This is a genomic window from Streptomyces sp. TE5632 (assembly GCF_054061295.1).
Map to the genome: position 1 here is coordinate 382,216 of NZ_JBSSEA010000003.1, position 26,812 is coordinate 409,027.

The following is a 26,812-nucleotide window of genomic DNA, read 5'->3' on the forward strand; positions in this document are numbered from 1 at the left end:
AGCGGAATCCCCGGCGGGGACCCGCTCCACCGGCCACCCGCCGGAGCGGACGAACCGGACGGGCCGGGCACAGGGGTCACACGCGGAAGGCTCGGGGGTCACATGAGAGGGGTGAGGAAGCGGCGCAGGGCCTCTTCGTAGGCGTCCTGGTCGGCGTTCCACATGGCGCCGTGCGGAGCGTCCTCGACCGTGAGCAGGGTGACCGTGTTGGGCTGGGCGGCGGCCAGGCGGCGGGAGAGCCGCCAGGGGGCCACCACGTCGCCGGGGCCGTGGACGATCAGGGTGGGCACGTCGACGCGTTCCTCCCCCGCGGTGCCGGGGTGGTGGTCGCCGTAGCGGCCGGTGCGGCCCTGGGCGGCGCGGACCGCCAGCGGCAGCAGCGCGCCCGGGGTGCGGCGGGCGGCGGCGAGGGCACGCAGGGTCGATTCCCAGCTGAGCACCGGGGAGTCGAGGACGAGCCCGGCGATGTGGTCGCGCAGGGTGGAACGGGCTGCGGCACGCAGCGCCATGGTCGCTCCGGTGGACCAGCCGAGCAGGACGACCTGCCGGGCACCGGCGTCCAGCGCGTGGCGGATCGCCGCGTCGAGGTCGCGCCACTCGGTCTCGCCGAAGTGGTTGAGGCCGTCGGGCGAGCGCGGCGCGCCCGGATCGCCCCGATAGGAGGGAACGAGTATCGGGAAGTGGTGGCGGTGCAGGAACTCCATGACGTTCATGGGGTGTTCCCGGGTGGTGCCGAGGCCGTGCACCGCGAGCACCCAGGTCTCCCGGACGCCCGGCAGGAACCAGGCGGGAAGGGGGCCGAGTTCGCCGAGGACGACGACGTCGGTGTGGTCCAGGCCCAGTGCGGTGCCCGGGTCGCCTATGTACAGGTTCGGAGTGAGCCAGGCCCGGTCGCCGGGCTTCAGGGTGCCCCGCACGACGCGTTCGAGACGGCGTACGACGGTGTCGGCGGAGTCCGACATGCCTTCCAGTACGGGTCCGACGACCGCGTGGGAGTCGTCACCGGCGAGGCCGTAGCGGCCGGGGCGCAGCGCGGCGAGGTCCCGGGTGAGGCTGACCTGGCCGGCGGCGGTGCCGTGCACGGTGAGCCGGGGCTCGGTGGGCAGCGGTCTGCCCGGCGGCGCCTTGAGGGCCGCGTCGCTGGCGAGCCGGCCGGCCGCCACCGCGGCGGCTCCGGCACCTATCACGGCGGTGACGGCAGCGGCCGTCGCTCTGACAGTGCGCACGGAACCCAGTGTCCCGGGGGACCGGTCCCCCGGCCAGTGGACGTCCCGCCCGGGGGACACCTCAGCCGCGCTGCCCGTAGCCCCGCAGGCGGTCCGCGACCTCTGCCAGCTGGTCGGCCGACAGGAGGGCCGGGGAGCGGCCCGGGACGGACGACGCGGTCAGCCAGAGCCTGCACATCCACTCCAGCTGGGCGGTGCGGTCGTAGGCCTGGTCGAGGGTGGTGCCGTGGGTGAGGGTGCCGTGGTTCCTCAGGAGGCAGCCGGTGCGGCCGTCGAGGGCGCGCAGCATGTGCTCGGCCAACTCGTCGGTGCCGTACGTCGCGTACGGGGCGACCCGGACGGGCCCGCCGAGCGCGGCGGCCATGTAGTGGACGAGCGGGAGTTCGTCGACGAGCGTGGAGACCGCCGTCGCGTGCACGGCGTGCGTGTGCACCACGGCGCGGGCTCCGGTCGTGCGGTACACCGCGAGGTGCATGGGCAGCTCGCTGGTCGGGACCAGGGTGCCGAGGACCTGTCGGCCGGTGAGGTCGACACCGGTCACGTCGTGCGGGGTCAGCCGGTCGTAGGGCACTCCCGACGGGGTGACCAGCACGGTCGAACCGACCCGCACCGAGACATTTCCGGAGGTGCCGACGACGAGCCCGTCGGAGACGGTCCGGCGGGCGGCCTCTACGAGGCCGGTCCAGGCACGCGTCTCCTCGTCACTCACGTCCCGTCGCTGCTCGGTCATGCAGTGATCCTGCCGGGTGACGAAGGTCTCTTCAACGGCTCCGCGGTCGGCCGCGGACGCCCGTCGACGGCGCACAGCCCTTCAGCCGCACCGCCACGGAAGGGACATGGTGGACATAGGGCCGTCCGACGGAGCGGCCACACCCATCACGGTCATCCCGGCGCCCATCCCAGTTCATCTTCTGTTCACTCAGGTTACCTACGTTCAACGCGCCAATGACTTCGAACGATTGCCTGGGTAAATGGAAAGCTTCTCGCTGATCCTCGCGATTGTGGTGGTAACCGCACTCGCGTTCGATTTCACGAACGGTTTCCACGACACCGCGAACGCGATGGCGACAACCATTTCGACCGGTGCTCTCAAGCCCAAGGTCGCGGTGGCCATGTCCGCCGTGCTGAACCTGGTGGGCGCCTTCCTCTCCGTGGAGGTCGCCAACACGATCTCCAAAGGCCTCGTCGACGAGGCCGGCATCCGTCCCGAGGTCATCTTCGCCGCACTGGTCGGCGCGATCCTCTGGAACCTCCTGACCTGGCTGGTCGGTCTGCCGTCCAGCTCCTCGCACGCCCTGATGGGCGGCCTGATCGGCGCCACCGTCGCCTCGGCGGGCTTCGGCGCGGTGCACGGTGACGTCCTGGTCACCAAGGTGCTGATCCCCGCGATCGCCGCGCCGCTGGTCGCCGGCCTCGCCGCGATGTTCGCGACGCGGCTGACCTACCGTCTGGGCAAGAAGGCCGACGGCAAGGCGTCCGAGAAGGGCTACCGGGCGGGTCAGATCGCCTCCGCCGGCCTCGTCTCGCTGGCCCACGGCACCAACGACGCGCAGAAGACGATGGGCATCATCACCCTGGCCCTGGTCGCCGGCGGCACCCTCGCCCCGGACTCCGACCCGCCCCTGTGGGTCATCGTGTCCGCGGGCGTCGCCATCGCGCTCGGCACCTACCTCGGCGGCTGGCGCATCATCCGCACGATGGGCAAGGGCCTGACGGACCTCCAGCCGCAGCAGGGCTTCGCCGCCCAGACCAGCGCCGCGACGGTCATCCTGGCCTCCTCCCACCTCGGTTTCTCCCTCTCCACCACGCACTCGGTCTCCGGTGCCGTGATGGGTGCGGGCCTGGGCCGCAAGGGCGGTGTCGTCCGCTGGTCGACGGCCACCCGGATGTTCGTCGCCTGGGGCCTGACGCTGCCGGCGGCGGCCCTGGTCGGGGCCATCGCCGAACTGGTCTGCCGGGCCGGCAGCTGGGGCACCGCCGTCGTCGCCGTCTTCCTGGTCGCCTCCAGCGCGGCGATCTGGAAGATCTCCCGGCGTGAGGTCGTCGACCACACCAACGTCAACGACACCGGCGCCACCGACGCCACCGCCGAGGAGCCTGCCGGTGTGGTGACCGCCGCCATGGCCGCGGTGACCCCGCCCCCGGCCGGCAGCCTGAGCGAGGAGCTCTCGGCCACCATCCCGGCCCCGGTCCCCACCGATCCGGCAGCCAAGACCACCGTCTGACCGCGCCCCGGTACGAAGGAAGAAGAGCACCATGAAGATCGACTGGGCGGCCCTCGGTTCCGTCTTCGGCGTCAGCCTCGTGGCCACCGTGGCCCTGGTGGCCCTGTTCACCCTCGGCATCGTCGGCCTGTCCCGCCATGAGCGGGCCGCCGCCCAGGGCGGGTCCGCGGCCCTGGCGGTCGCCGGCGCCTACGCCTGCTTCGCGGCCTGCACGGCGGCGGTGGCATACGGGATCTATCTGATCATGGCTTGATCGAGGCCTGATCAAGGCCTGATCAAGGTCGTCTCCGTCCGACGGGCGGTGCGGGGCTTCGCGCCCCGCACCGCCCGTTCGCGTTCCCCCACCGGAACCCCTCTGTGGGCCTCAGCACACTTCAGCCTCGCAGGTCAAAGGCAGGTTGACGGTTCTTCCGGACCGTGGTGGACTGCCGGATGCCAATGCGGCGGCAGGAGAGGAAGCCGGTGGAAGTCCGGCGCGGTCCCGCCACTGTCACCGGGGTGAACACCCCGGGAGCCAGGAACTCTCACCGCCGGTCTCGTCGAACCAGGGCGCGGACACCCTGAGTGAGGACATATCGCCATGCCCGGCTGCCCGTCGAGGTCGACCAGCGACGCCCCACCCCGGCTCGGGGCGGACATTTCCACCGGATCCCCCACCGGCTGAACCCGTGGGTGCCGATCGCGAGTTCGCGTACGGCGCCGCCGTCGGCCTCCTCGGCGACCTGCTCCTCGGCGATCCCCGCCGGGGGCATCCGGTCGCCGCTTTCGGGCGGGCCGCGGCTGCCGTGGAACGGGTGCTGTGGCGGGACGACCGTGGCCGGGGCGCGTTGCACACCGCCGTCTGCGTCGGCGGGGCCCTCGCTCTGGGGAGCCTTGCCGCCCGGTGCGTACGTTCCTCCCCCGCCGCCTCGGTCGCCCTGACCGGCGCCGCCACCTGGGCCGTCGTCGGCGGGACGTCGCTGGCGGTCGAGGCCCGCGCCATCGGGCAGGCCCTTCAGACCGGGACCGCCGAGGGCATCGAGGCGGCGCGGGCACGGCTGCCGCACCTGTGCGGCCGGGACCCGCAGGCGCTGGACGCCGACGGGATCGCCCGCGCGGTGGTGGAGTCCGTCGCCGAGAACACCTCCGACGCCGTGGTGGGCGCCCTGGTGTGGGGCGCCGTCGCCGGGGTGCCGGGACTGCTCGGGTTCCGGGCCGTCAACACCCTGGACGCCATGGTCGGCCACAAGTCGCCCCGGTACCGGCGCTACGGCTGGGCCTCCGCCCGCCTCGACGACGTCGCCGGGTGGCCCGGGGCGCGGCTGACCGCCGTACTCGCCGCGGTCGCCGGGCCGGACCCGCGGGGCGCCGTCCGGGCGTGGCGCGCGGATGCCGCGAAACACCCCAGCCCCAACGCCGGCCCCGTGGAGGCGTCCTTCGCGGGCGCGCTCGGCGTGCGGCTCGGCGGAACGCTGTCCTACTCCGGGCGGGTCGAACACCGGCCCGTCCTCAACGGCGCCGGCCGTCCCGTGGCCGTGGCGGACATCGACCGGGCGGTACGGCTCTCGCGGCGCGTCGGCTGGCTGGCGCTCGGCGTCGGTGCCGTCGCGCGGATCGTCGCCGCGCGGATCGTCGGGAAGGGACACAGGTCATGAGCGGTGGGGGTCTGCTGGTCGCCGGTACCACCTCGGACGCCGGCAAGAGCGTCGTGACCGCCGGGATCTGCCGGTGGCTGGTACGGCAGGGCGTCAAGGTCGCGCCGTTCAAGGCGCAGAACATGTCGCTGAACTCGTTCGTGACGCGCGAGGGCGCCGAGATCGGGCGGGCACAGGCCATGCAGGCCCAGGCCTGCCGGGTCGAGCCGACCGCACTGATGAACCCCGTGCTGCTCAAGCCGGGCGGCGAGCGGAGCAGCCAGGTGGTGCTGCTGGGCAAGCCGGTCGGCGAACTGAGCGCGCGCGGCTACCACGGCGGACGGCAACAACAGTTGCTGGGCACGGTGCTGGACTGCCTCGCACAGTTGCGGGGCACGTATGACGCGGTGATCTGTGAGGGGGCAGGCAGCCCGGCCGAGATCAATCTGCGGCGCACCGACATCGTGAACATGGGGATCGCCAGGAACGCCGGGCTCCCCGTCCTCGTCGTCGGCGACATCGACCGCGGCGGGGTCTTCGCCTCCTTCTTCGGCACCGTCGCCCTGCTCTCCCCCGAGGACCAGGCGCTGGTCGCCGGGTTCCTGGTGAACAAGTTCCGGGGCGACGTGACCCTGCTGCAGCCGGGCCTCGACATGCTGCACGGCCTGACCGGGCGGCACACGTACGGCGTACTGCCCTTCCGGCACGGGCTCGGCATCGACGAGGAGGACGGGCTGGGGGTGTCCCTGCGCGGTGCCGTGCGGGAGTCGGCCGTCGCCCCGCCGGTCGGCGAGGACGTGCTGCGGGTCGCCGTGTGCGCGGTGCCGTTGATGTCCAACTTCACGGACGTGGACGCGCTGGCCGCCGAACCGGGCGTCGTCGTGCGGTTCGTGGACCGGCCCGAGGAACTGGCCGACGCCGACCTCGTCGTGCTGCCGGGAACCCGCGGAACCGTGCGGGCCCTTGAGTGGCTGCGCGAGCGGGGGCTGGCGGACGCCCTGGAGCGGCGGGCTGCCGAGGGGCGGCCCGTGCTGGGGATCTGCGGGGGTTACCAGATCCTCGGCGAGCACATCGAGGACGAGGTCGAAAGCCGCGCGGGGCACGTCGACGGGCTCGGACTGCTGCCCGTACGGGTGCGGTTCGCGCGGGAGAAGACGCTGACCCGTCCCGTCGGGGAAGCCCTCGGGGAGTCCGTCGAGGGGTACGAGATCCATCACGGGGTCGCCGACGTGCAGGGAGGCACAGCGTTCATCTCTGATGACAGTGGACACGGCCTGGACGGCTGCCGGGTCGGCCAGACCTGGGGCACGCACTGGCACGGCTCACTGGAGTCCGACGGCTTCCGGCGGGCCTTCCTGCGCGAGGTGGCCGCCGCCGCGGGGCGCCGTTTCGTGCCGGCCCCCGACACCTCGTTCGCCGCGCTGCGCGAGGAGCAGCTCGACCGGCTCGGCGACCTGATCGAACAGCACGCGGACACGGACGCGCTCTGGCGGCTCATCGAGTCGGGCGCGCCACAAGGACTGCCTTTCATTCCACCGGGAGCGCCCGCATGAGCACAGTGTTGTTGTTGTCGACCGCCGACACGGACCTGCTGGCGGCCCGCGCCGCCACCGGCGTCTCCTACCGGATCGGCAACCCGACCCGCGTGGACGTGGCGGCCGAACTGCCCGCGCTGCTCGACGGCGCGGACCTCGCCGTCGTACGGCTGCTGGGCGGCAAGCGTGCCTGGGAGGACGGACTCGCGGCGCTCCGGGCGTCCGGCATCCCGACGGTGCTGCTCGGCGGCGAGGCCGTGCCGGACGCGGAGCTGATGGCCGAGTCGTCGGTGCCCGCGGGTGTCGTGGCGGAGGCACTGAAGTACCTGGTGGAGGGCGGCCCGGACAACCTGGCCGAGCTGGCCCGGTTCCTGTCCGACACCGTGCTGCTCACCGGCGAGGGCTTCGAGGAGCCGCGCAGGATGCCGGAGTACGGGGTGCACGGCTCCCGCATCGTGTCGCCGGACCGTCCGACCGTCGGCGTGCTCTTCTACCGCGCCCACGAACTGAGCGGCAACACCGCCTTCGTGGACACGCTCTGCGACGCGATCGAGGCACACGGCGCCAACGCCCTGCCCGTGTACTGCGGTTCACTGCGCGGCGCCGACCCCGGGCTGTACGAGATCCTCGGGCGGGCGGACACCCTGGTCGCCACCGTGCTCGCGGCCGGCGGCACGCACGCCTCGCAGGCGTCGGCGGGCGGGGAGGACGAGGCCTGGGACATCGGGGCGCTCGCCGACCTGGACGTCCCGGTGCTGCAGGGACTGTGCCTGACCTCGTCACGCGCCGCCTGGGAGGAGTCGGACGCCGCCCTCTCCCCCATGGACGCGGCGATGCAGGTCGCCATCCCGGAGTTCGACGGACGGCTGATCACGGTCCCGTTCTCCTTCAAGGAGCGGGTCGACGACGACGGGGCCGACGTCCCGGTCTACGTCGCCGACCCCGAGCGGGCCGCGCGCGTCGCCGGGATCGCCGTACGCCACGCCCGGCTGAAGCACCTGGACAACGCGGAGAAGAAGCTCGCGCTGGTCTTCACCGCCTACCCGACCAAGCACTCCCGCGTCGGCAACGCGGTGGGGCTCGACACCCCCGCCTCGGCGGTACGGGTGCTGGACGCGCTGCGGGACGCGGGGTACGGGGTGCACGGGTACCCCGACAACGGCGACGAGTTGATCCACCGGCTCATCGAGGCGGGCGGCCACGACGTGGAGTGGCTGACGGAGGACCAGCTGGCCGCCGCGCCCGCGCGGGTGCCGCTCGCGGACTACCGGGCCTGGTTCGAGAAGCTGGACCCGGAGCTGCGGGACGCGATGACCGAGGCGTGGGGCGAGCCGCCGGGCTCGCTGTACGTCGACGGCGACGACATCGTGCTGGCCTCCCTCCAGTTCGGGAACGTCGTGGTCATGATCCAGCCGCCGCGCGGCTTCGGCGAGAACCCCATCGCCATCTACCACGACCCCGACATGCCGCCGTCGCACCACTACATGGCGGCCTACCGGTGGCTGGAGGCCGCGACATCGGAGGGGGGTTTCGGCGCCGACGCGATCGTGCACATGGGCAAGCACGGCACGATGGAGTGGCTGCCCGGCAAGGGCCTCGGGCTGAGTTCGGGCTGCGCGCCGGACGCCGTCCTCGGCGACCTCCCGCTGATCTACCCGTTCATCGTCAACGACCCGGGTGAGGGCACCCAGGCCAAGCGGCGCGGGCACGCGACGGTGGTCGATCACCTCGTCCCGCCGATGGCCCGCGCCGACACCTACGGCGACCTGGCCAAGCTGGAGCAACTCCTCGACGAGTACGCCCTGGTCTCCGACCTGGACCCGGACAAGGCCCCGGCGGTACGGGCGCAGATCTGGACGCTGGTGAAGGCGGCCGAACTCCACCACGACCTGCACGTGGACGACCAGCCGGACGACGACGACTTCGACTCGTTCGTCATGCACATCGACGGCTATCTGTGCGAGATCAAGGACGTGCAGATCCGCGACGGCCTGCACGTTCTCGGCGGCGGCCCGGTCGGTGAGCCGCGCGTCAACCTGGTGCTCGCGGTGCTGCGCGCCTCACAGGTGTGGGGCGGCCAGGCGAACGCGCTGCCGGGGCTTCGGGCTTCCCTCGCCGAGCACTTCGGCCTGGTGGAGAAGGAACTGCTGGCCGAGCCGGGCGCCCCGCTGAAGGTGCCGGCCGAGCTGACGGACCTGGTGGACGGCCCGGCGCGGTCGGCCTCCGACGCGATCGACCTGCTGGAGCAGCTGTGCCGGCGGATCGCGGAGGGCATGGAGGAGCGCGGTTGGGCGGTCGAGGCGAGCGCGCCGCTGGTGCGCGAGGTGCTGGGTGCCGAACTCCCGGACCCTGTGGCCGTGGTGGAGTTCGCCTGCACCGAGGTCGTACCGCGGCTCGCCCGGACCACGGACGAGATCGGGCACATCCTGCGGGCGCTGAACGGCGGTTACGTCCCGGCGGGCCCGTCGGGTTCACCGACGCGCGGGCTGGTCAACGTCCTGCCGACCGGCCGGAACTTCTACTCCGTCGACCCCAAGGCGATCCCGTCCCGGCTGAGTTGGGAGGTCGGGCAGTCGCTGGCGGACTCTCTGGTGCAGCGGTACCTGCAGGACACGGGTGAGTATCCGAAGTCCGTCGGCCTGACGGTGTGGGGTACCTCCGCGATGCGCACCCAGGGCGACGACATCGCCGAGATCCTGGCGCTGCTGGGCTGCCGTCCGGTGTGGGACGACGCCTCGCGCCGGGTGACCGGCTTCGAGGTGGTCGGGCTGGAGGAGCTGGGCCGGCCGCGCATCGACGTCACGGTCCGCATCTCCGGCTTCTTCCGGGACGCGTTCCCGCACGTCGTCGGGCTGATCGACGACGCGGTGCGGGCGGTGGCGGAGCTGGACGAGCCCGCCGAGCAGAACTACGTCCGTGCCCACGCCGACGAGGACACCGCCGAGCACGGCGACCGGCGCCGGGCCACGGCCCGCGTCTTCGGCTCCAAGCCGGGCGCGTACGGCGCCGGTCTGCTGCCGCTGATCGACGCGCGGAACTGGCGCAGCGACGCGGACCTCGCCGAGGTGTACGCGGTCTGGGGCGGCTACGCCTACGGGCGCGGGCTCGACGGCCGGGCGGCGCGCGGCGACATGGAGACGGCGTTCCGGCGGATCGCGGTGGCGGCGAAAAACGTCGACACGCGCGAGCACGATATCCACGACGCTGACGACTACTTCCAGTACCACGGCGGCATGGTCGCCATGGTGCGACACCTGACGGGCGAGAGCCCGGAGGCGTACGTCGGGGACTCGGCGACACCGGACCAGGTGAAGACACGCACGCTGGGCGAGGAGACGCACCGCGTCTTCCGGGCGCGGGTGGTCAACCCCCGCTGGATGGCCGCGATGCGCAGGCACGGCTACAAGGGTGCTTTCGAGATGGCGGCGACCGTCGACTACCTCTTCGGCTACGACGCCACGGCCGGGGTCGTGGACGACTGGATGTACGAGAAGCTCAGCGCCGAGTACGTCTTCGACGCCGAGAACCGGGACTTCATGCGGAAGTCGAATCCCTGGGCCCTGAGAGGCATCACCGAAAGGTTGCTGGAGGCGGCGGACCGTGGCCTTTGGGCGGAGCCGGACCAGGAGACCCTGGACCGGCTCCGGGCGACCTACCTCGAGCTCGAGGGCGATCTGGAGGGAGACGCGTGATCTCCCCGAACATCCCCGCATCGGCGGGGAGCAGTCGACAAGGTCGTGTTCCCGAATGTCGACGTTCGGACCATCCCCGCGTCGGCGGGGAGCACCTCTCGACCATGGCAGCTCGGCAGCCGGCGCTCATGGAGACCTGGCATGAATCACCCGGAGGAGTGATCAGTTCGTGAGTACCCCCTACCCGTTCACCGCGATCGTCGGCCAGGACGATCTGCGCCTCGCGCTGCTGTTGAATGCCGTCTCCCCGGCAGTCGGCGGTGTGCTGGTGCGCGGCGAGAAGGGCACCGCGAAGTCGACGGCGGTACGCGCCTTGTCGGCACTGCTGCCGGAGGTTGCAGTGGTGCCCGGCTGTCGCTTCTCCTGTGATCCCTTGGCCTCGGACCCCGCATGTCCGGACGGCCCGCACGAGTCCAGCGGGAGCACCGCTCGGGCCGCACGTATGGTCGAGCTGCCCGTCGGTGCTTCCGAGGACCGGCTGGTGGGTGCGCTCGACATCGAGCGGGCGCTCGCGGAGGGTGTGAAGGCGTTCGAGCCGGGTCTGCTGGCCGACGCGCATCGCGGGATCCTGTACGTCGACGAGGTCAATCTCCTGCATGATCACCTCGTCGACCTCCTGCTCGACGCCGCCGCCATGGGTGCCTCGTACGTCGAGCGCGAGGGTGTCTCCGTGCGGCACGCGGCGCGTTTCCTGCTCGTCGGGACCATGAACCCCGAAGAAGGCGAGTTGCGACCCCAGCTGTTGGACCGTTTCGGGCTCACCGTGGAGGTGTCCGCCTCGCGGGAGCCCGATCAGCGGGTGGAGGTCGTCCGTCGGCGGCTGGCGTACGACGACAACCCGGCCGGCTTCGCCGCACGCTGGGCCGACGAGGAGGCCGCCGTGCGGGCGCGGATCGTGGCGGCGCGGAAGCTGCTGCTCTCGGTGCGCCTCGGTGACGGGGCGCTGCGGCAGATCGCGGCGACCTGCGCGGCTTTCGAGGTGGACGGTATGCGGGCCGACATCGTGATGGCGCGGACCGCGACCGCGCTGGCGGCCTGGGCCGGACGGACCGACGTGCTCGCCGAGGACGTGCGGCAGGCCGCGCTGCTGGCGCTGCCGCACCGCAGGCGTCGTTCGCCGTTCGACGCGCCCGGACTCGACGAGGACAAGCTCGACGAGACGCTGGAGGAGTTCGGCGGGCCTGGTGAGGACGGGGGCGAGGACGATCCCGACCCGGGACCCGGCGGTGGCCCGGGTGGGCAGCCGGCACCCGATGAGGGCCCTCAGGGCGATGGTGACACCGCTGCCCGGCCCGAGGCCGGTGAGGGCGGGGAGCCTCAGGCGGGACCCGGTGCCGGGGAGCAGTCCGCCGTACGGGCCGCGGAGCCGTTCCGGACGAAGGTGCTGAACGTGCCGGGCATCGGCCAGGGGGCCGCCGGGCGGCGTTCCCGCGCCCGGACCGAGCAGGGACGGACCACCGGGGCCCGGCGGCCGCAGGGGACGCTGACCAAGTTGCACCTCTCGGCGACCGTGCAGGCGGCGGCCCCGCATCAGCGGGCGCGGGGGCGCAGTGGCCCGGGGCTCGTGGTGCGGCGGGACGATCTGCGGCAGGCGACGCGGGAGGGGCGCGAGTCCAATCTCGTCCTTTTCGTCGTCGACGCCTCCGGTTCGATGGCCGCGCGGCAGCGGATGAGTGCCGTGAAGGGTGCCGTGCTGTCGCTGCTCCTGGACGCCTATCAGCGGCGGGACAAGGTGGGGCTGGTCACCTTCCGGGGATCGGCCGCCGAGGTGGCGCTGCCGCCGACCTCGTCGGTGGACGCGGCGGCGGCCCGGCTGGAGTCGCTGCCGACGGGTGGGCGTACGCCGCTGGCGGCGGGGCTGCTCAAGGCGCACGACGTGCTGCGGGTGGAGCGGTTGCGGGACCCGGCGCGACGGCCGCTGGTGGTCGTGGTGACGGATGGCCGGGCCACCGGCGGTCCGGAACCGGTCGCCCTCGCGGGGCGGGCGGCGCGGCTGTTCGCCGCCGACGGGACCGCGTCCGTGGTCGTGGACTGCGAGTCGGGGCCGGTGCGGCTGTGGCTCGCCGGGCAGCTCGCGGGTGAGCTGGGCGGTACGGCGGTGACGCTGGACGAGCTGCGGGCGGACTCGATCGCCGGGCTGGTCAGGGACGTACAGGGGACTTCGAGGAGGGCCGCGTAATGCCGAAGGGGCAGCCGAGTGTCGTACCGGACGACGGACTGACGACACGTCAGCGGCGCAACCGGCCGCTGGTCGTGGTGCACACGGGCATCGGCAAGGGCAAGTCGACCGCCGCGTTCGGGCTGGCGCTGCGGGCCTGGAACCAGGGGTGGCCGATCGGGGTGTTCCAGTTCGTCAAGTCGGCGAAGTGGAAGGTCGGCGAGGAGAACGCGCTGCGGGTGCTCGGCGCCTCCGGCGAGGGTGGCAGCGTCGACTGGCACAAGATGGGCGAGGGTTGGTCCTGGGTCCAGCGGGACGCGCAGATGGACAACGAGGAGAAGGCCCGCGAGGGCTGGGAGCAGGTCAAGCGCGACCTGGCCGCCGAGACGTACAAGTTGTACGTGCTGGACGAGTTCGCGTACCCGATGCACTGGGGGTGGATCGACACCGACGAGGTCGTGTCGGTGCTGCGGGACCGGCCGGGGACGCAGCATGTGGTGATCACCGGGCGGAACGCGCCCGACGAGCTCGTGGAGTTCGCCGACCTGGTGACCGACATGTCCAAGGTCAAGCACCCCATGGACGCCGGGCAGAAGGGGCAGAGGGGCATCGAGTGGTGACCTCCGTACCCCGGTTGGTGATTGCCGCGCCCTCTTCGGGCAGCGGCAAGACCACCGTCGCCACGGGGTTGATGGCCGCGCTCACCGCGCGGGGGCTCGCGGTGTCCCCGCACAAGGTCGGGCCGGACTACATCGACCCCGGGTACCACGCGCTCGCCACGGGACGGGTGGGGCGCAACCTCGACGCGTACCTGTGCGGTCCGGAGCTGGTCGGTCCCCTGTTCGCGCAGGGTGCGCGCGGGTGCGACATCGCCGTGGTCGAGGGCGTGATGGGGCTGTACGACGGGGCCGCGGGGGAAGGGGAGTTGGCGTCCACGGCCCATGTGGCGAAGCTGCTGCGGGCGCCGGTGGTCCTGGTCGTGGACGCCTCGTCGCAGTCGCGGTCGGTGGCGGCGCTGGTGCACGGGTTCGTGACGTGGGATCCGGAGGTGCGGGTCGGGGGCGTGATCCTGAACAAGGTCGCGTCGGACCGGCACGAGGTGTTGCTGCGGGAGGCGCTGGACTCCGTCGGTGTGCCCGTGCTGGGTGTGCTGCGGCGGACCGCCCGGGTCGGGACGCCGTCGCGGCATCTGGGGCTGGTGCCGGTCGCCGAGCGGGGGGCCGCGGCGGTCGGGGCGGTTGCGGCCATGGCCGCGCAGGTGGAGGCGGGGTGCGATCTGGAGGGGCTGGTCGCGCTGGCTCGGGGTGCTGGTGCGTTGTCGTGTGCTGCGTGGGATGCCGCTGAGGTCTTGGGTTCCTCGCCCCGGGGGGCTGCACCTGCGGACCCGTTGGTTCGGGTCGCCGTCGCCGGTGGGGCCGCGTTCACGTTTTCCTACGCCGAGCACTCCGAGTTGCTCGCCGCCGCCGGAGCCGAGGTCGTCGTCTTCGACCCCCTGCGGGACGATGAACTGCCCGACGGGACCCGTGGGTTGGTGATCGGCGGCGGGTTCCCCGAGGTGTACGCCGCGGAGCTGTCCGCCAACGAGTCACTGCGCAGGGCCGTTGCCGAACTGGCGTTGAGCGGTGCGCCGGTCGCCGCCGAGTGTGCGGGGCTGCTGTATCTGTGCCGGGAGTTGGACGGGCTGCCCCTGTGCGGGGTGCTGGACGCCTCCGCGCGGATGAGCGAGCGGCTGACCCTGGGCTACCGGGACGCCGTTGCCGTGACCGACAGTGCGCTGGCCGCCGCCGGGACGCGGATGCGGGGGCACGAGTTCCACCGGACGGTCGTGGAGCCGGGGGCGGGGGCTGCCCCCGCGTGGGGGATGCGTGCGCCCGAGCGCCGCGTCGAGGGTTTTGTACAGCGAGGTGTGCACGCGAGCTTCCTGCACACGCACTGGGCGTCCGAGCCCGGTGTCGCCCGTCGGTTCGTGGAGAGGTGCCGGACGTCATGAGCAGCAGGCTGATCGGAGTCGGGGTGGGCCCCGGGGACCCCGAGCTGGTGACCGTCAAGGGCGTCAACGCCCTGCGCGCCGCGGACGTCGTCGTCGTACCGGTGATGGCCGCACCCGATGGAAGGGACGGCGGGGAGCCGGGGCGGGCCGAGGCGACCGTGCTGCACTACGTGCCCGAGGAGAAGGTCGTCCGGGTGGTGTTCGCGCTGAACGAGCGCACCGACCGGGCGCGGCGCGAGGCGGCCTGGGACGCTGCCGGTGAGCGGGTGGCCGGGTTGCTGCGGGAGCGGGGCCATGTCGCGTTCGCGACCATCGGCGACCCCAACGTGTACTCGACGTTCACGTATCTCGCCCAGACCGTCGCGGAGTCGGTGCCGGGGACGGTGGTCGAGACCGTGCCGGGGATCACCGCGATGCAGGATCTGGCGGCGCGTTCCGGGGCCGTGCTCACCGAGGGGACCGAACCGCTCACCCTGGTGCCGGTGACCGCCGGGGCCGCCGTGCTCAAGGAGGCGCTGGCCGGCCCCGGCACGGTCGTCGCCTACAAGTTCGGGCGGCGGGCGGGCGAGGTGGCCGAGGCGCTGCGGGAGAGCGGGCGGCTCGGTGACGCCGTCTGGGGGTCGGCGCTCGGGCTGCCGGAGGAGTTCGTCCGGCCGGCCGCCGCGCTGGACGGGTCGCCCCTGCCCTATCTGTCGACGCTCATCGCGCCGCCCCGGCGCGACGGCGGGCGGGGCGGCAAGCTGTGAGCGGGCAGCCGGGCGAGGGCAGCCGACCGCCCGGTCCCTTCGCAGACATCACACCAACCGCACGAACCGCACGAGAGGATCGTTTCCCCATGGCCGATGCCCCCACCGGCAAGGTGACCTTCGTCGGTGCCGGCCCCGGCGCCGCCGATCTGCTGACGTTGCGCGCCGCGCGCGCGATCGCCGAGGCCGACATCGTGATCTGGGCCGCCAGCCTGGTCCAGGCGGAGGTCCTCGAGCATGCGCGGGAGGGCGCCGAGATCCTCGACTCGGCGACGATGTCGCTGGAGGACGTCGTGGCCGTGTACGGGCGGGCCCGCGCTCAGGGGCTGAGGGTGGCCAGGATCCACTCCGGGGACCCTGCGCTCTGGGGCGGCACGCAGGAGCAGCTCGACCGGTGCGTGGAGCTCGGCATCGCGACCGAGATCGTGCCGGGTGTGTCGTCCTTCTCCGCCGTCGCGGCGCTGGCACAGCGGGAGTTGACCATCCCCGAGGTGGCGCAGTCCGTGGTGCTGACCCGGCTCGGCGGCGGCAAGACGCCGATGCCGCCCGGGGAGGAGGTCCGCGAGTTCGCACGGCACGGCACCACCATGGCGATCTTCCTGTCGGCCGCGCGCAGCGGGCAGCTGGTGCGGGAGCTGCTGGAGGGCGGCTATCCGACGAGCACGCCGGTGGTGGTCGCGTACCAGGCGACCTGGCCGGAGGAGCTGGTCGTGAAGTGCACGATCGGCACGCTGGAGGAGACGGTCAAGGAGCACAGGCTCTGGAAGCACACGCTGTTCCTGGTCGGCCCCGCCCTCGACGCGCGCGGCACCCGCTCGCACCTGTACCACCCCGGTCACTTCCACGGCTACCGCAAGGCCGACCCCGAGGCCCGCAGGGCGCTGCGCACCCGGGGCGCGAACACGTGATCACGGTCGTCGGTACGGGGACCGGGGCGCCGGTCGAGGAGGCCGTGCTCGCCGGGGCGGAGCTCGTCGTGGGCGGGCGGCGGCACCTGGACGCCGTTCGGCTGCCCGAGGGAGCCGAGCGGGTCGTCCTCGGGGCGCTGGCTCCCGCGCTGGACACCGTCGGGAAGTACGTCGCCGAGGAGCGTCCGGTCGTCGTGCTGGCCTCCGGCGACCCGGGGTTCTTCGGGGTCGTACGGGCGCTGGCCGAGCGGTTCGGGTCCGAGCGGCTGGACGTGCGGCCGGGTGTCTCCTCCGTCGCCGCCGCCTTCGCACGGGTCGGATTGCCCTGGGACGACGCCGTGGTGGTCAGCGCGCACGGCCGGGATCCGCGGACGGCCGTCAACCTGTGCCGGGCTCACCCGAAGGTCGCCGTGCTGACGGGACCGGGGGCCGGTCCGGCGGAGCTGGGGGCGGCGCTGGCCCGGCACTCCCCCGGCCGGGTCCTCGTCGTCGCCTCCGCGCTGGGCGACCCCGGGCGGGAGCGGGTGGAGCGGGTCACGCCCGCCGCCGCGTCGGCACGGGACTGGGGTCCGGCGGTCAGTGTCGTGCTGTGCCTGGACGAGTCGCGGGCTCTCGGTCCCGTGCGGACCGTCGCGGGCTCCTGCGCGCCGCCCGCCGGTTGGGCGCTGGACGAGGCCGGGTTCGCCCACCGGGACTCGATGATCACCAAGTTCGAGGTGCGGGCGCTGGCCCTGGCCCGGCTCGGGCCGCGCCCCGGCGAACTGGTGTGGGACGTCGGCGCGGGTTCGGGGTCCGTGGCCGTGGAGTGCGCCCGGCTGGGCGCCGCCGTCACCGCGGTGGAGAAGACCGCGGACGGGGTGGGGCGGATCCGCGCCAACGCCCTGACGCACGGGGTGGACGTCCACGTGGTGCACGGGGAGGCGCCGACCGTGCTCTCCGATCTCGACGACCCCGACGCCGTGTTCGTCGGCGGGGGCGGGCGGGAGCTGCCCGCCGTCGTCACCGCGTGCGCGCGGCGGGCGCGGCGCACGGTCGTCGTCGCCCTGGCCGCCCTGGACCGGGTGCCGGCCGTGCGCGAGGCGCTGGCCGGTGCCGGCTTCAGCTGCGACGGGGTGCTGTTGCAGTCGTCGCGGCTGGCGCCGCTGCCCGGGGACGTGACCCGGCTGGCGGCGGCCAATCCCGTTTTCCTGCTGTGGGGTTCCAGATCCCCCGCACGTACCGACATCGAAGGAGCCGCCCTGTGATCGGCCTCATCTCCGCCACCGCGGCGGGAGCCGCCGCGCGGGACCGACTGGCAGCCGCGTGGCCGGACCGTACGCGGGTGTACGAGGGTCCCGTCGGGGACGCCGTACGGGCCGCGTTCGCGCAGTGCGAGCAGCTCGTGTGTTTTCTGGCCACGGGTGCCGTGGTGCGGCTGGTGGCACCGCTGCTGGACGACAAGGCGAGCGACCCGGGCGTGGTCTGTGTCGACGAGGGCGGCCGGTTCGCGGTCTCCCTGGTGGGCGGGCACGGCGGCGGGGCGAACGACCTCGCCCGTGAGGTCGCCGAGGTGCTGGGCGCCGAACCGGTGGTGACCACGGCGACCGATGCGGCGGGGCTGCCCGGTCTGGACACGCTGGGCCTCCCGGCGGAGGGCGACGTGGCCGCCGTGTCGCGCGCCCTGCTGGACGGTGAACCGGTGGCGCTGCGCACCGAGGTGGCCTGGCCGCTGCCCCCGCTGCCGGTCGCGGACGAGGGTGCGTACACGATCCGTCTCACGGACCGGCTGGTCGAGGCGGGGCAGCGGGAGGCCGTCCTCCGGCCGCCCACCCTCGTGGTCGGGGTGGGTGCCTCGAAGGGTGCCCCCGTCGAGGAGGTGCTCGCGCTGGTCGAGGGCACCCTGCGTGAGGCCGGTCTGTCGGCCGCGTCGCTCGCCGAACTGGCCACCGTGGACGCGAAGTCCGACGAGCCCGGCATCGTGGAGGCGGCCCGGCGGCTGAACGTGCCGCTGGTGGCGTACGCCGCCGAGGCGCTGGCGCGCATCGAGGTGCCGAACCCCTCCGACGCGCCGCTCGCCGCCGTGGGAACCCCCTCGGTCGCGGAGGCCGCGGCGCTGGCGCGCGGGGGTGAACTCCTCGTGCCCAAGCGGAAGTCGGAACGTGCGGACGGGCAGCCGGCGATGGCGACCTGTGCCGTCGTACGGCGGCCGGGGCGCGGGCGGCTCGCGGTGGTCGGACTCGGGCCGGGTGCCCGGGACCTGCTCACCCCGCGGGCGAAGGCGGAACTGCGGGGCGCGTCCGTGCTGGTGGGCCTCGACCAGTACGTCGACCAGATCCGCGATCTGCTGCGGCCCGGCACCCGGATCCTGGAGTCCGGGCTCGGCGCGGAGGAGGAGCGGGCGCGCACGGCCGTCGAGGAGGCCCGCCGGGGGCGGACGGTCGCGCTGATCGGCAGTGGGGACGCGGGCGTGTACGCCATGGCCTCCCCGGCGCTCGCCGAGGCGTCCGACGACATCGACGTGGTCGGCGTGCCCGGGGTGACGGCGGCGCTGGCGGCCGGGGCGATCCTGGGCGCGCCGCTGGGCCACGACCACGTGTCGATCAGTCTGTCCGATCTGCACACGCCGTGGGAGGTCATCGAGCGGCGGGTGCGGGCGGCGGCCGAGGCGGACATCGTGGTGACGTTCTACAACCCGCGCAGCCGGGGCCGTGACTGGCAGCTGCCGAAGGCGCTGGCGATCCTCGCCGGGCACCGGGAGCCGACGACGCCGGTGGGTGTCGTACGGAACGCGTCCCGTGCCGACGAGTCCAGTCGTCTGACCACGCTCGCCGCGCTCGACCCGGCGACGGTCGACATGATGACGGTCGTGACCGTGGGCAACACGGCGACCCGTGAGATCGCGGGGCGCATGGTCACCCCGCGCGGCTACCGCTGGCAGGAGGAGTCCCGGTGAAGCGTGTGGTCCATCCCATCGAGCAGGAGTCCTTCCGCCGGTTGCGCGCCCGTCTGGACACCGGGCACTTCCCGCCGCTGACCCGGGCGGTCGTGGAGCGGGTCATCCACTCCTCGGCCGATCTGGCGTACGCGGACGATCTCGTCATGGACGAGGGCGAGTTGGCGAAGGCGCACGCGGTGCTGCACGCCGGGGCGCCCGTCGTGGTGGACGTGGAGATGGTCGCGGCCGGGATCACCCGGCGCGGGACCGTCTGCCGTCTCAAGGATGCCGAGGCCGGGCCCGAGCTCACGCGTTCGGCGCACGCGATGCGTCTGGCGTACGAGGAGGTCGGCCCCGGGGCCCTCTGGGTGATCGGCTGCGCGCCGACCGCCCTGGAGGAACTGCTGACCCTGGACGCCTCCCCCGCGCTCGTCATCGGGCTGCCCGTCGGTTTCGTCGGAGCGGCCGAGTCCAAGGCCGCGTTGCGCGAGAGCGGACTGCCCGCGGTGAGCAACGTGTCCGAGAAGGGCGGTTCGGCGGTCGCCGCAGCCGCGCTCAACGCCCTGCTGTACCAACCCACTTCGCTTGAGGAGACCTTGTGACCACCCCGCCCGCCCTGCTCATCGCCGGACACGGCACCCGGGACGACGCCGGAGCACAGGCGTTCCGCGACTTCGTAGGGGAGTTGGGGCGTCGTCACCCCGAACTGCCCGTCGCGGGCGGCTTCATCGAGCTGTCCCCGCCGCCGCTGGGCGAGGCCGTCGCCGAGCTGGTCGGGCAGGGGGTGCGGCGGTTCGCCGCCGTGCCGCTGATGCTGGTGTCCGCCGGGCACGCCAAGGGCGACATCCCGGCGGCGCTGGCCCGTGAGAAGGAGCGCCACCCCGGGATCTCGTACACCTACGGCCGTCCGCTGGGCCCGCACCCCGCCCTGCTGAGCGTGCTGGAGCGGCGGCTTCGGCAGGCGGCGGATCCGTCCTGGGACCCCGCCGAGGTGACGGTGCTGCTGGTGGGGCGCGGTTCGACGGACCCGGACGCCAACGCCGAGGTGTTCAAGGCGGCGCGGCTGCTGTGGGAGGGGCGCGGCTACGGGGCCGTGGAGACGGCGTTCGTGTCGCTGGCGGCGCCGGACGTGCCGAGCGGGCTCGACCGGTGTGCGCGGCTCGGCGCCCGGCGGATCGTCGTCCTGCCGTACTTCCTGTTCACCGGCATCCTGCCGGACCGGGTGCGGCACCAGACCGAGCAGTGGGCGGCGGCGCACCCGGAGACGGAGGTGCGGTCGGCGGACGTCATCGGGCCGGAGCCGGAGCTGCTGGACCTGGTGATGGAGCGGTACGCGGAGGCCGTGCAGGGCGATCTGCGGATGAACTGCGACAGCTGCGTGTACCGGATCGCGCTGCCGGGCTTCGAGGACAAGGTCGGGGCGCCGCAGCAGCCGCACTTCCACCCGGACGACGACGGCCACCACCATCACGGCCACCACGGGCACGGCCACACGCACTCCCATGCGCACTGAACCGGAAGCCGCCGCACCAATGACGGTGCACGACCTGCGGCACCACGGGGACGCCGAGGTCCGTGACGACGGCGCCGCTCTGGTCGACCTCGCCGTGAACGTCCGCGCGGACACGCCCCCGGCGTGGCTGCGGGAGCACATCGCCGCCTCGCTCACCGGTCTCGCCGCCTACCCGGACGGGCGGGCGGCGCGGGCGGTGGTGGCGGCGCGGCACGGGCTGCCGGTGGAGCGGGTGCTGCTGACGGCGGGGGCGGCGGAGGCGTTCGTGCTGCTGGCGCGGGCGTTGACGGTGCGCCGGCCGGTGGTGGTGCATCCGCAGTTCACGGAGCCGGAGGCGGCGCTGCGGGACGCGGGGCACACCGTCGGCCGGGTGCTGCTCCGCGCGGAGGACGGTTTCCGGCTGGACCCGGCGGCGGTCCCCGAGGACGCGGACCTGGTGGTGATCGGCAACCCGACGAACCCGACGTCGGTGCTGCACCCGGCCGCGGCGATCGCCCGACTCGCCCGTCCCGGGCGGACGTTGGTCGTGGACGAGGCGTTCCTGGACGCGGTGCCGGACGAGCGGGAGGCGCTGGCCGGCCGGACGGACGTACCGGGCCTGGTGGTCCTGCGCAGCCTCACCAAGACGTGGGGGCTGGCGGGGCTGCGCATCGGTTACGTCCTGGCCGCGCCGGAGACCGTCACGGTGCTGGAGCGGGCGCAGCCCCTGTGGCCGGTGTCCACACCCGCGCTGGCGGCGGCCGAGGCGTGCGTGGGGGCCGGGGCGCTGGCGGAGGCGGCCGGGGCGGCCCACCGCATCGCCGCGGACCGGTCCCATCTGCTCGCGGGGCTGGAGAAGTTCGCCGCGCGCGGTCTGAGCGTCGTGCGTCCCGCCGAGGCTCCGTTCGTGCTGCTCCGGCTGGAGCACGCGACCGTCGTACGCCGTCGGCTCCGCGACCTCGGCTTCGCGGTACGCCGCGGAGACACCTTCCCGGGGCTGGACGAGCGGTGGCTGCGCCTCGCGGTACGCGACCGGCAGACGACGGACGCGTTCCTGGGGGCGCTGGAGCAGGCGCTGGACGGAAGCTGACCTGACCTGCCCTGCGCGGCCCGCGGGGAGGGACCGGCCGTCGGTGTCCCGGTGGGTACGGCGGGGGCCGGCGGTGGGAGCGCCGGTCCCCGTCGACATACCGGTGTCCGGCGTCAGTTGCGGCGGCCCCGGCGGGAGAGGGCGACTCCCGCGCCGCCCGCCGCGAGGAGCGCGACGGCGGCGCCCGCGATGTACGGGGTCGTCGAGTCGCCGCCCGTCTCGGCCAGGTCCGCCCCGGCCGGCTGCTCGGCGGGGGCCGCCTGCCGGGCCCGCGCGCCCTGGGGCTGCACGTCGGCGGTCTTGGACTCCTCGGACTCCGCCGGGGCCGCCTGCTCCTCGGCCGGGGCGGGCTGCTCGGCCGGTGCGGCGGGGGCCTCGCACGTCGCTTCGGCCAGGGTGACGGTGCCGTTGACCTCGGCGACGTTCAGCTTCGACGGGTTGACGGAGACCTTGAGCTGGAGCGCGGTGGCGGCGGCGGTGCGGGACGTGGTCTCCGTCCTGGACAGGTCCAGGCGGACCTCGCCGACGCCCGGCACCGCGACCTCGGTGGTGCCCTCGGAGGTCAGCGTGACGCGTTTGCCGAGCACGGTCACCGAGCCGGGCAGGGTGGCCGAGGCGAGCGGGGTCCGGCCGGTCTCGCAGACGGCCTTGGAGGTGACCTTCTCGAGCTCGATCAGCGACAGCAGCGGCAGTCCGGGCACCTGGACCCGGGCCTTGGCGAGGGTGGTGGAGGACTCGGCCCGCTCCCCCTCCACCGTCGCCTTCGCGTCGGCCACCTCCGCGCGCAGCACGCTGAAGGGTCGGCCCTTGTCGACGCCCTCCAGGTCCGCGGTGAGGACGGTCTTCTGCGCGCTCTGCGGCGCGTGGACCTCGTTGAGGGTGACGCCGAGCGGGACGTTCGCGCTCTTGTCGAGCAGGGCCACGTCGAGCCCGGCGCGCAGGACGGCCGCGCTCGCGCTGCCGTGTTCCCCGGTGGCCTGCGCGGAGCCCGCTCCGGCCAGCGCCGCGGGACCTGCGGCGAGGGCGGTGGCCGCGGCGACGACGGCCAGGCGGCGTGCGGGCATGCGGAAGTTGGTGCTGTTCAAGGTGGTGGGACCCCCATGAGACGTGAGTGGGACCCGGAAAGAATGACCGCCCCGGGAGACCACCGTCAGCGATCCGAGGACACTTCACTCCTTCGTGGCGGGCCCGTCGGCACATTCGAATCCCGGGGCACGGTTGTTCCCCACCGCCGCCCACGCGTCACCCGGTGGGCGGGTTTCACCCGCCGAGCAGCGGGTCCTAGCCGACCACGCGCCCGTTCAGTACCACCCGGCGCGGATCGGTGAGCACCCGTACGTCCGCGCGCGGGTCGGACGCGTAGACCACGAGGTCGGCCGGGGCGCCCTCCTCCAGGCCGGGGCGGCCGAGCCATGCCCGGGCGGCCCAGGTGCCGGCCGCGAGGGCGTCGACGGGCGGGATGCCGGCGGTGACCAGTTCGGCGACCTCGGCCGCCGCCAGGCCGTGCGGGAGGGTGCCGCCCGCGTCCGTGCCGACGAAGACGGGGATGCCGGCGTCGTAGGCGGAGCGCACGGTGTCGTAGCGCCGCTCGTGGAGCCGGCGGAGGTGGGCCGACCAGCGCGGGAACTTGGACTCGCCGCCGTCGGCGAGTTCCGGGAAGGTGGCGATGTTGACGAGGGTCGGGACGATCGCCACGCCCCGTTCGGCGAACAGCGGGATGGTGTCGTCGGTCAGGCCCGTCGCGTGCTCGACGCAGTCGATGCCGGCCTCGACCAGGTCCCGCAGGGAGTCCTCGGCGAAGCAGTGCGCGGTGACGCGGGCGCCCAGCCGGTGCGCCTCGGCGATCGCCGCCTCGACGGCGCCGCGCGGCCAGCAGGCCGACAGGTCGCCCAGGTCTCGGTCGATCCAGTCGCCGACGAGTTTGACCCAGCCGTCGCCGTGCCGGGCCTCCTGGGCGACGTAGGCGACGAGGTCGTCGGGTTCGACCTCCCAGGCGTAGTTGCGGATGTAGCGGCGGGTGCGGGCGATGTGCCGGCCGGCCCGGATGATCTTCGGGAGGTCGTCGCGGTCGTCGATCCAGCGGGTGTCGGAGGGTGAGCCCGCGTCCCGCAGCAGCAGGGCGCCGGCGTCGCGGTCGGTGAGCGCCTGCTTCTCCGCGACCTCGGCGGGGACCGCGCCGTGCCGGTCGAGGCCCACATGACAGTGGGCGTCGACCAGTCCGGGCAGCACCCAGCCCTCGACGGTCCGGACGTCACGGGCGGTGCCGGGACGGTCGTAGGAGATCCGCCCGTCGACCACCCACAGTTCGTCGCGGACCTCGTCGGGCCCGACGAGGATCCGCCCCTTCACGTGCAGCACCGCGCGTTCACTCATGTACGGCACCCTAGAGCCTGCCGTCCGGACGGTGCCGGGCTCCCGGGACCGGGCACCGCCGCCCGGTCCGGCGCGATCCGGACGACGGACCCGGACGAAGGACCCGGTGAGCCGCTGCCCGCCGCGCCCACGGCTCACTCCACGGACTTGCCCACCTGGTCGGAGGTCTCCTCCTCCACGTCCGCCATGGCGGGGTCGAGGAGCCGGGAGAGGAAGTGCCGGGTGCGTTCGTGCCGCGGGGCGCCGATGACCTGCTCGGGGGTGCCGTCCTCGACGATCACCCCGCCGTCCATGAAGACGACCCGGTCGGCGACCTCGCGGGCGAAGGTCATCTCGTGGGTGACGACCATCATGGTCATGCCCTCGTTCGCCAGCATCCGCATCACGGCGAGCACGTCGCCGACCAGCTCGGGGTCGAGCGCCGAGGTCGGCTCGTCGAACAGCATCACCTCGGGGCCCATCGCCAGCGCGCGGGCGATGGCGACGCGCTGCTGCTGGCCGCCGGAGAGGGAGGACGGGTAGGCGTCCGCCTTCTCCGCGAGGCCCACCCGCTCCAGGTTCGCGGCGGCGATCCGGGCGGCCTCCGCCTTGCCCCGCCGGAGCACCCGGCGCTGCGGCAGGGTGAGGTTCTCGGTCACCGTGACGTGCGGGAACAGGTTGAACTGCTGGAAGACCATGCCGATACGGCGGCGGGCGGCGTCGATGTCGACGTCCGGGTGGGTGAGTTCCGTACCGCCGACGTACACCTGGCCCTTGGTGGGTTCCTCGAGGAGGTTCACGCATCGGAGCAGGGTCGACTTGCCCGAGCCGGACGGGCCGATGACGCAGACGACCTCGCCCCGGCGGATCTCCAGGTCGATGCCGCGCAGCACCTCGTTGCCGCCGAACGACTTGTGCAGCCCGCTGACCCGGATCTCCGGGCCGCCCTCCGGCCGGTTCTCCGATCGCTTGTCCGGTCGGCTCATTTGACGGCCTCCTGGGCCTTGGCCTCCATACGGCGTACGACGAAGCCGAGCGGGATGGTGATCAGCAGGTAGCACAGGCCGGCGACCAGGATCGGGGTGGAGTTGGCGGTCTGGCTGGCCAGGTCGCGGCCGTACTTGGACAGTTCGCGCTCCTCCAGGGTGACGCCGAGGAACAGCACCAGCGAGGAGTCCTTGAAGAGCAGGACGAGTTCGTTGGTGAGCGGCGGCAGGATGATCCGGAACGCCTGCGGGATGATGATCGAGATCATGGCCCGCGCGGGCGAGAAGCCCAGTGACCGGGCCGCCTCCATCTGTCCCTTGGGCACGGCCTGGATGCCCGCGCGGATCGTCTCGGCCATGTAGGCGGCGGCCACCAGGCCGAGCGCGAGGGCGACCTTGCCGTAGGTACCGCCGATGATCTCCGTACCGGGGAAGGCGAGCGGCACGGCCACACCGATGAAGATGAAGATCAGCAGGGCGGGCAGGCCCCGGAAGATCTCGATGTAGACGCCGGCCAGCCAGCGGTACGGGCCGACCGACGACAGCCGCATCAGCGCGATGACCATGCCGAGGGCGAGCCCGACGGCGAAGCCGGTCAGCGTGTAGATCACGGTGTTCTTCAGCGCCAGGGTGATGACGTCCGGGAACATCCGCTCGGCGATGTCGGCCTGCGCGAACTGGTTCTGCAGCCTGCCCCAGTCGGCCGAGGCCGCGAAGGCGGCCACGGCCGCGACGAAGACGACGTACTGGGCGCCGCGCGACAGGCCGCGCTTCTGACGTCGCGTCAGGCCCTTCTTCCTCAGCTCCGGTTGCACCTTCGTGTCGGCCATGGGATCAGGTGGCGGACGGTTCGGCGGCGGACTCGTCGTACGGGCCGATCCACTGCTCGTACAGCTTCTGGTACGTGCCGTCGGCCTTGGCGTCCGAGAGCGCCTTGTTGACGGCCTCGCGCAGCTCGGTGTTGCCCTTCTTCACCGTGAAGCCGTACTGCTCACCGGTGTCGAGGTTGTCGACGACCTCGAAGGAGTCGGCAGTGGCCTTGTCCTTCAGCCAGCCCTGGACCACCGGGAAGTCGATGACGACGGCCTTGACCTGGCCGGTGCGCAGGCCGTTGAGGACGGCGTCGGAGGACTCGAAGGAGACCGGGTCGAAGCCCTGCTTCTTGGCGTAGTCCTCGCCGGTGGTCTGCGCCTGGGCACCGAGCTTCACGTTCTCGGACTTCACCTCGGCCAGCGAGGTGACGCCGGCCTTCTTGTCGACGAGGACGGCCTGGGTGGCGTTGAAGTACGGGTCCGAGAAGTCGACGTTCTTCTTGCGCTCCTCGGTGATGGTCATGCCGGCCGCGGCCAGGTCGCACTCGCCGGAGTTGAGGAAGGCGCCGGTCTTGAAGTTCTCGAACGGCGTGTCGAGGATCTGCTGCTCCACGCCGAGGTCGTCGGCGACCAGGTCGATCACCGCCACGTCGAAGCCCTGCACCTTGCCGTCGATCTCCGACTGGAAGGGCGGGTACGGGAGGTGGGTGCACGTGGTGAGCTGCCCCGCCTTGACGAGTTCCACACCGCCGGCCGTGGTCCTGGAGGCACCGTCTCCGTCGTCGCTGGAGGTGCAGGCGGTCAGGAGCACCAGCCCGGCCGTAGCGGTGGTGGCGGCCAGAACGCGGGTCCGGCGGCCGAGGGGCGTCTTCACGTGGGCCTCCTGTCAGGGAACTGTGGGTTCTGATTATAAGGAGAGGTTTAGGCATCTCAAACCAAACCGATGGTTGGAGAGCCGTCCGACCTAAGAACCCGGCGTCGGACAGGCTCCCGTACGCTCGCAGATGTACCCCACGACCTCGTGCAGGCCCGGCCTCGCGCAGGCACGGCATCGTGGCGGCACCACCTCGTGA

At 73.1% G+C, this 26,812-nt stretch carries 22 protein-coding genes and 1 riboswitch; of the genes, 15 read left to right on the forward strand and 7 right to left on the reverse strand.

Translation table 11 applies throughout. The annotated features are described in order from the left end of the window. Window positions 1-98: 98 nt before the first annotated feature. A complete protein-coding gene (locus ACVW19_RS06850; protein ID WP_457457522.1) occupies window positions 99-1,226 on the reverse strand; it encodes an alpha/beta hydrolase in 1,128 nt (375 codons plus the stop codon). Between the two features lie 61 nt (window positions 1,227-1,287). Further along, complete coding sequence (locus ACVW19_RS06855) at window positions 1,288-1,956, reverse strand: class II aldolase/adducin family protein (RefSeq protein WP_457457524.1); 669 nt, start codon at window positions 1,954-1,956, stop codon at window positions 1,288-1,290. A 241-nt stretch (window positions 1,957-2,197) separates the two neighbouring features. Here ACVW19_RS06855 and ACVW19_RS06860 point away from each other — a divergent pair, with 241 nt between their 5' ends. From ACVW19_RS06860 to cobC, 15 genes are all read left to right on the forward strand, one after another. Next, a complete protein-coding gene (locus ACVW19_RS06860; protein WP_457457526.1) occupies window positions 2,198-3,451 on the forward strand; it encodes an anion permease in 1,254 nt (417 codons plus the stop codon). A gap of 31 nt (window positions 3,452-3,482) precedes the next feature. Further along, window positions 3,483-3,704, forward strand: coding sequence for a hypothetical protein (locus tag ACVW19_RS06865; RefSeq protein ID WP_457457528.1), 222 nt, complete (start codon window positions 3,483-3,485; stop codon window positions 3,702-3,704). A 151-nt stretch (window positions 3,705-3,855) separates the two neighbouring features. Then, a riboswitch (cobalamin riboswitch) is annotated at window positions 3,856-3,994 on the forward strand. Between the two features lie 125 nt (window positions 3,995-4,119). Then, on the forward strand, window positions 4,120-5,085 hold the full coding sequence (locus tag ACVW19_RS06870; RefSeq protein ID WP_457457529.1) for a cobalamin biosynthesis protein: 966 nt from the start codon (window positions 4,120-4,122) through the stop codon (window positions 5,083-5,085). Beyond that, window positions 5,082-6,617, forward strand: coding sequence for a cobyric acid synthase (locus tag ACVW19_RS06875; protein ID WP_457457531.1), 1,536 nt, complete (start codon window positions 5,082-5,084; stop codon window positions 6,615-6,617). The genes ACVW19_RS06870 and ACVW19_RS06875 overlap by 4 nt, the downstream gene beginning before the upstream one ends. Then, a complete protein-coding gene (gene cobN, locus ACVW19_RS06880) occupies window positions 6,614-10,291 on the forward strand; it encodes a cobaltochelatase subunit CobN (protein WP_457457533.1) in 3,678 nt (1,225 codons plus the stop codon). Before ACVW19_RS06875 ends, cobN begins: the two co-directional genes overlap by 4 nt. 169 nt (window positions 10,292-10,460) lie before the next feature. Continuing rightward, window positions 10,461-12,470 (forward strand): putative cobaltochelatase, encoded by a 2,010-nt coding sequence (locus ACVW19_RS06885; protein ID WP_457457535.1) that lies wholly within the window; start codon window positions 10,461-10,463, stop codon window positions 12,468-12,470. Continuing rightward, window positions 12,470-13,069, forward strand: coding sequence for a cob(I)yrinic acid a,c-diamide adenosyltransferase (gene cobO / locus ACVW19_RS06890; RefSeq protein WP_109379946.1), 600 nt, complete (start codon window positions 12,470-12,472; stop codon window positions 13,067-13,069). Before ACVW19_RS06885 ends, cobO begins: the two co-directional genes overlap by 1 nt. Beyond that, entirely contained in the window at window positions 13,063-14,439 is a 1,377-nt protein-coding gene (locus ACVW19_RS06895; RefSeq protein ID WP_457457537.1) for a cobyrinate a,c-diamide synthase, read from the forward strand. The genes cobO and ACVW19_RS06895 overlap by 7 nt, the downstream gene beginning before the upstream one ends. Then, window positions 14,436-15,185, forward strand: a complete 750-nt coding sequence (cobI, locus tag ACVW19_RS06900; protein ID WP_457457539.1) for a precorrin-2 C(20)-methyltransferase — start codon at window positions 14,436-14,438, stop codon at window positions 15,183-15,185. Before ACVW19_RS06895 ends, cobI begins: the two co-directional genes overlap by 4 nt. A gap of 89 nt (window positions 15,186-15,274) precedes the next feature. After that, window positions 15,275-16,093: a precorrin-4 C(11)-methyltransferase gene (gene cobM / locus ACVW19_RS06905; RefSeq protein ID WP_457457541.1), complete on the forward strand. Its 819-nt coding sequence runs from the start codon at window positions 15,275-15,277 to the stop codon at window positions 16,091-16,093. Further along, complete coding sequence (cbiE, locus tag ACVW19_RS06910; RefSeq protein WP_457457543.1) at window positions 16,090-17,337, forward strand: precorrin-6y C5,15-methyltransferase (decarboxylating) subunit CbiE; 1,248 nt, start codon at window positions 16,090-16,092, stop codon at window positions 17,335-17,337. Before cobM ends, cbiE begins: the two co-directional genes overlap by 4 nt. Then, window positions 17,334-19,025: a precorrin-3B C(17)-methyltransferase gene (cobJ, locus tag ACVW19_RS06915; RefSeq protein ID WP_457457545.1), complete on the forward strand. Its 1,692-nt coding sequence runs from the start codon at window positions 17,334-17,336 to the stop codon at window positions 19,023-19,025. The genes cbiE and cobJ overlap by 4 nt, the downstream gene beginning before the upstream one ends. After that, a complete protein-coding gene (locus ACVW19_RS06920; protein ID WP_457457547.1) occupies window positions 19,022-19,609 on the forward strand; it encodes a precorrin-8X methylmutase in 588 nt (195 codons plus the stop codon). The genes cobJ and ACVW19_RS06920 overlap by 4 nt, the downstream gene beginning before the upstream one ends. After that, entirely contained in the window at window positions 19,606-20,520 is a 915-nt protein-coding gene (locus ACVW19_RS06925; protein WP_457457549.1) for a sirohydrochlorin chelatase, read from the forward strand. The genes ACVW19_RS06920 and ACVW19_RS06925 overlap by 4 nt, the downstream gene beginning before the upstream one ends. Further along, window positions 20,510-21,589: an Rv2231c family pyridoxal phosphate-dependent protein CobC gene (cobC, locus tag ACVW19_RS06930; protein ID WP_457457551.1), complete on the forward strand. Its 1,080-nt coding sequence runs from the start codon at window positions 20,510-20,512 to the stop codon at window positions 21,587-21,589. The genes ACVW19_RS06925 and cobC overlap by 11 nt, the downstream gene beginning before the upstream one ends. A gap of 113 nt (window positions 21,590-21,702) precedes the next feature. Here cobC and ACVW19_RS06935 read toward each other — a convergent pair whose 3' ends face one another. The 5 genes from ACVW19_RS06935 to ACVW19_RS06955 all read right to left on the reverse strand — a co-directional run bounded on the left by ACVW19_RS06935 (window position 21,703) and on the right by ACVW19_RS06955 (window position 26,613). Further along, on the reverse strand, window positions 21,703-22,674 hold the full coding sequence (locus ACVW19_RS06935) for an SCO1860 family LAETG-anchored protein (RefSeq protein ID WP_457457553.1): 972 nt from the start codon (window positions 22,672-22,674) through the stop codon (window positions 21,703-21,705). A 196-nt stretch (window positions 22,675-22,870) separates the two neighbouring features. Beyond that, window positions 22,871-23,962: an amidohydrolase family protein gene (locus tag ACVW19_RS06940; protein WP_457457555.1), complete on the reverse strand. Its 1,092-nt coding sequence runs from the start codon at window positions 23,960-23,962 to the stop codon at window positions 22,871-22,873. A 134-nt stretch (window positions 23,963-24,096) separates the two neighbouring features. Next, window positions 24,097-24,927 carry an amino acid ABC transporter ATP-binding protein gene (locus ACVW19_RS06945; RefSeq protein ID WP_457457556.1) on the reverse strand — a complete coding sequence of 277 codons (831 nt, stop codon included), beginning with the start codon at window positions 24,925-24,927 and terminating at the stop codon, window positions 24,097-24,099. Further along, window positions 24,924-25,757: an amino acid ABC transporter permease gene (locus ACVW19_RS06950; RefSeq protein ID WP_457457557.1), complete on the reverse strand. Its 834-nt coding sequence runs from the start codon at window positions 25,755-25,757 to the stop codon at window positions 24,924-24,926. The genes ACVW19_RS06945 and ACVW19_RS06950 overlap by 4 nt, the downstream gene beginning before the upstream one ends. A 4-nt stretch (window positions 25,758-25,761) precedes the next feature. Next, window positions 25,762-26,613 carry a transporter substrate-binding domain-containing protein gene (locus ACVW19_RS06955; protein ID WP_457457558.1) on the reverse strand — a complete coding sequence of 284 codons (852 nt, stop codon included), beginning with the start codon at window positions 26,611-26,613 and terminating at the stop codon, window positions 25,762-25,764. Between the last annotated feature and the right edge of the window lie 199 nt (window positions 26,614-26,812).

Bases quoted from the DNA above. Each gene is read 5' to 3' on its own strand.
- ACVW19_RS06855 (WP_457457524.1), bottom strand. From the start codon at position 1,956: ATGACCGAGCAGCGACGGGACGTGAGTGACGAGGAGACGCGTGCCTGG.
- ACVW19_RS06860 (WP_457457526.1), top strand. From the start codon at position 2,198: ATGGAAAGCTTCTCGCTGATCCTCGCGATTGTGGTGGTAACCGCACTC.
- ACVW19_RS06865 (WP_457457528.1), top strand. From the start codon at position 3,483: ATGAAGATCGACTGGGCGGCCCTCGGTTCCGTCTTCGGCGTCAGCCTC.
- ACVW19_RS06875 (WP_457457531.1), top strand. From the start codon at position 5,082: ATGAGCGGTGGGGGTCTGCTGGTCGCCGGTACCACCTCGGACGCCGGC.
- cobN (WP_457457533.1), top strand. From the start codon at position 6,614: ATGAGCACAGTGTTGTTGTTGTCGACCGCCGACACGGACCTGCTGGCG.
- cobO (WP_109379946.1), top strand. From the start codon at position 12,470: ATGCCGAAGGGGCAGCCGAGTGTCGTACCGGACGACGGACTGACGACA.
- cobI (WP_457457539.1), top strand. From the start codon at position 14,436: ATGAGCAGCAGGCTGATCGGAGTCGGGGTGGGCCCCGGGGACCCCGAG.
- cobM (WP_457457541.1), top strand. From the start codon at position 15,275: ATGGCCGATGCCCCCACCGGCAAGGTGACCTTCGTCGGTGCCGGCCCC.
- cobC (WP_457457551.1), top strand. From the start codon at position 20,510: ATGCGCACTGAACCGGAAGCCGCCGCACCAATGACGGTGCACGACCTG.
- ACVW19_RS06940 (WP_457457555.1), bottom strand. From the start codon at position 23,962: ATGAGTGAACGCGCGGTGCTGCACGTGAAGGGGCGGATCCTCGTCGGG.
- ACVW19_RS06945 (WP_457457556.1), bottom strand. From the start codon at position 24,927: ATGAGCCGACCGGACAAGCGATCGGAGAACCGGCCGGAGGGCGGCCCG.
- ACVW19_RS06950 (WP_457457557.1), bottom strand. From the start codon at position 25,757: ATGGCCGACACGAAGGTGCAACCGGAGCTGAGGAAGAAGGGCCTGACG.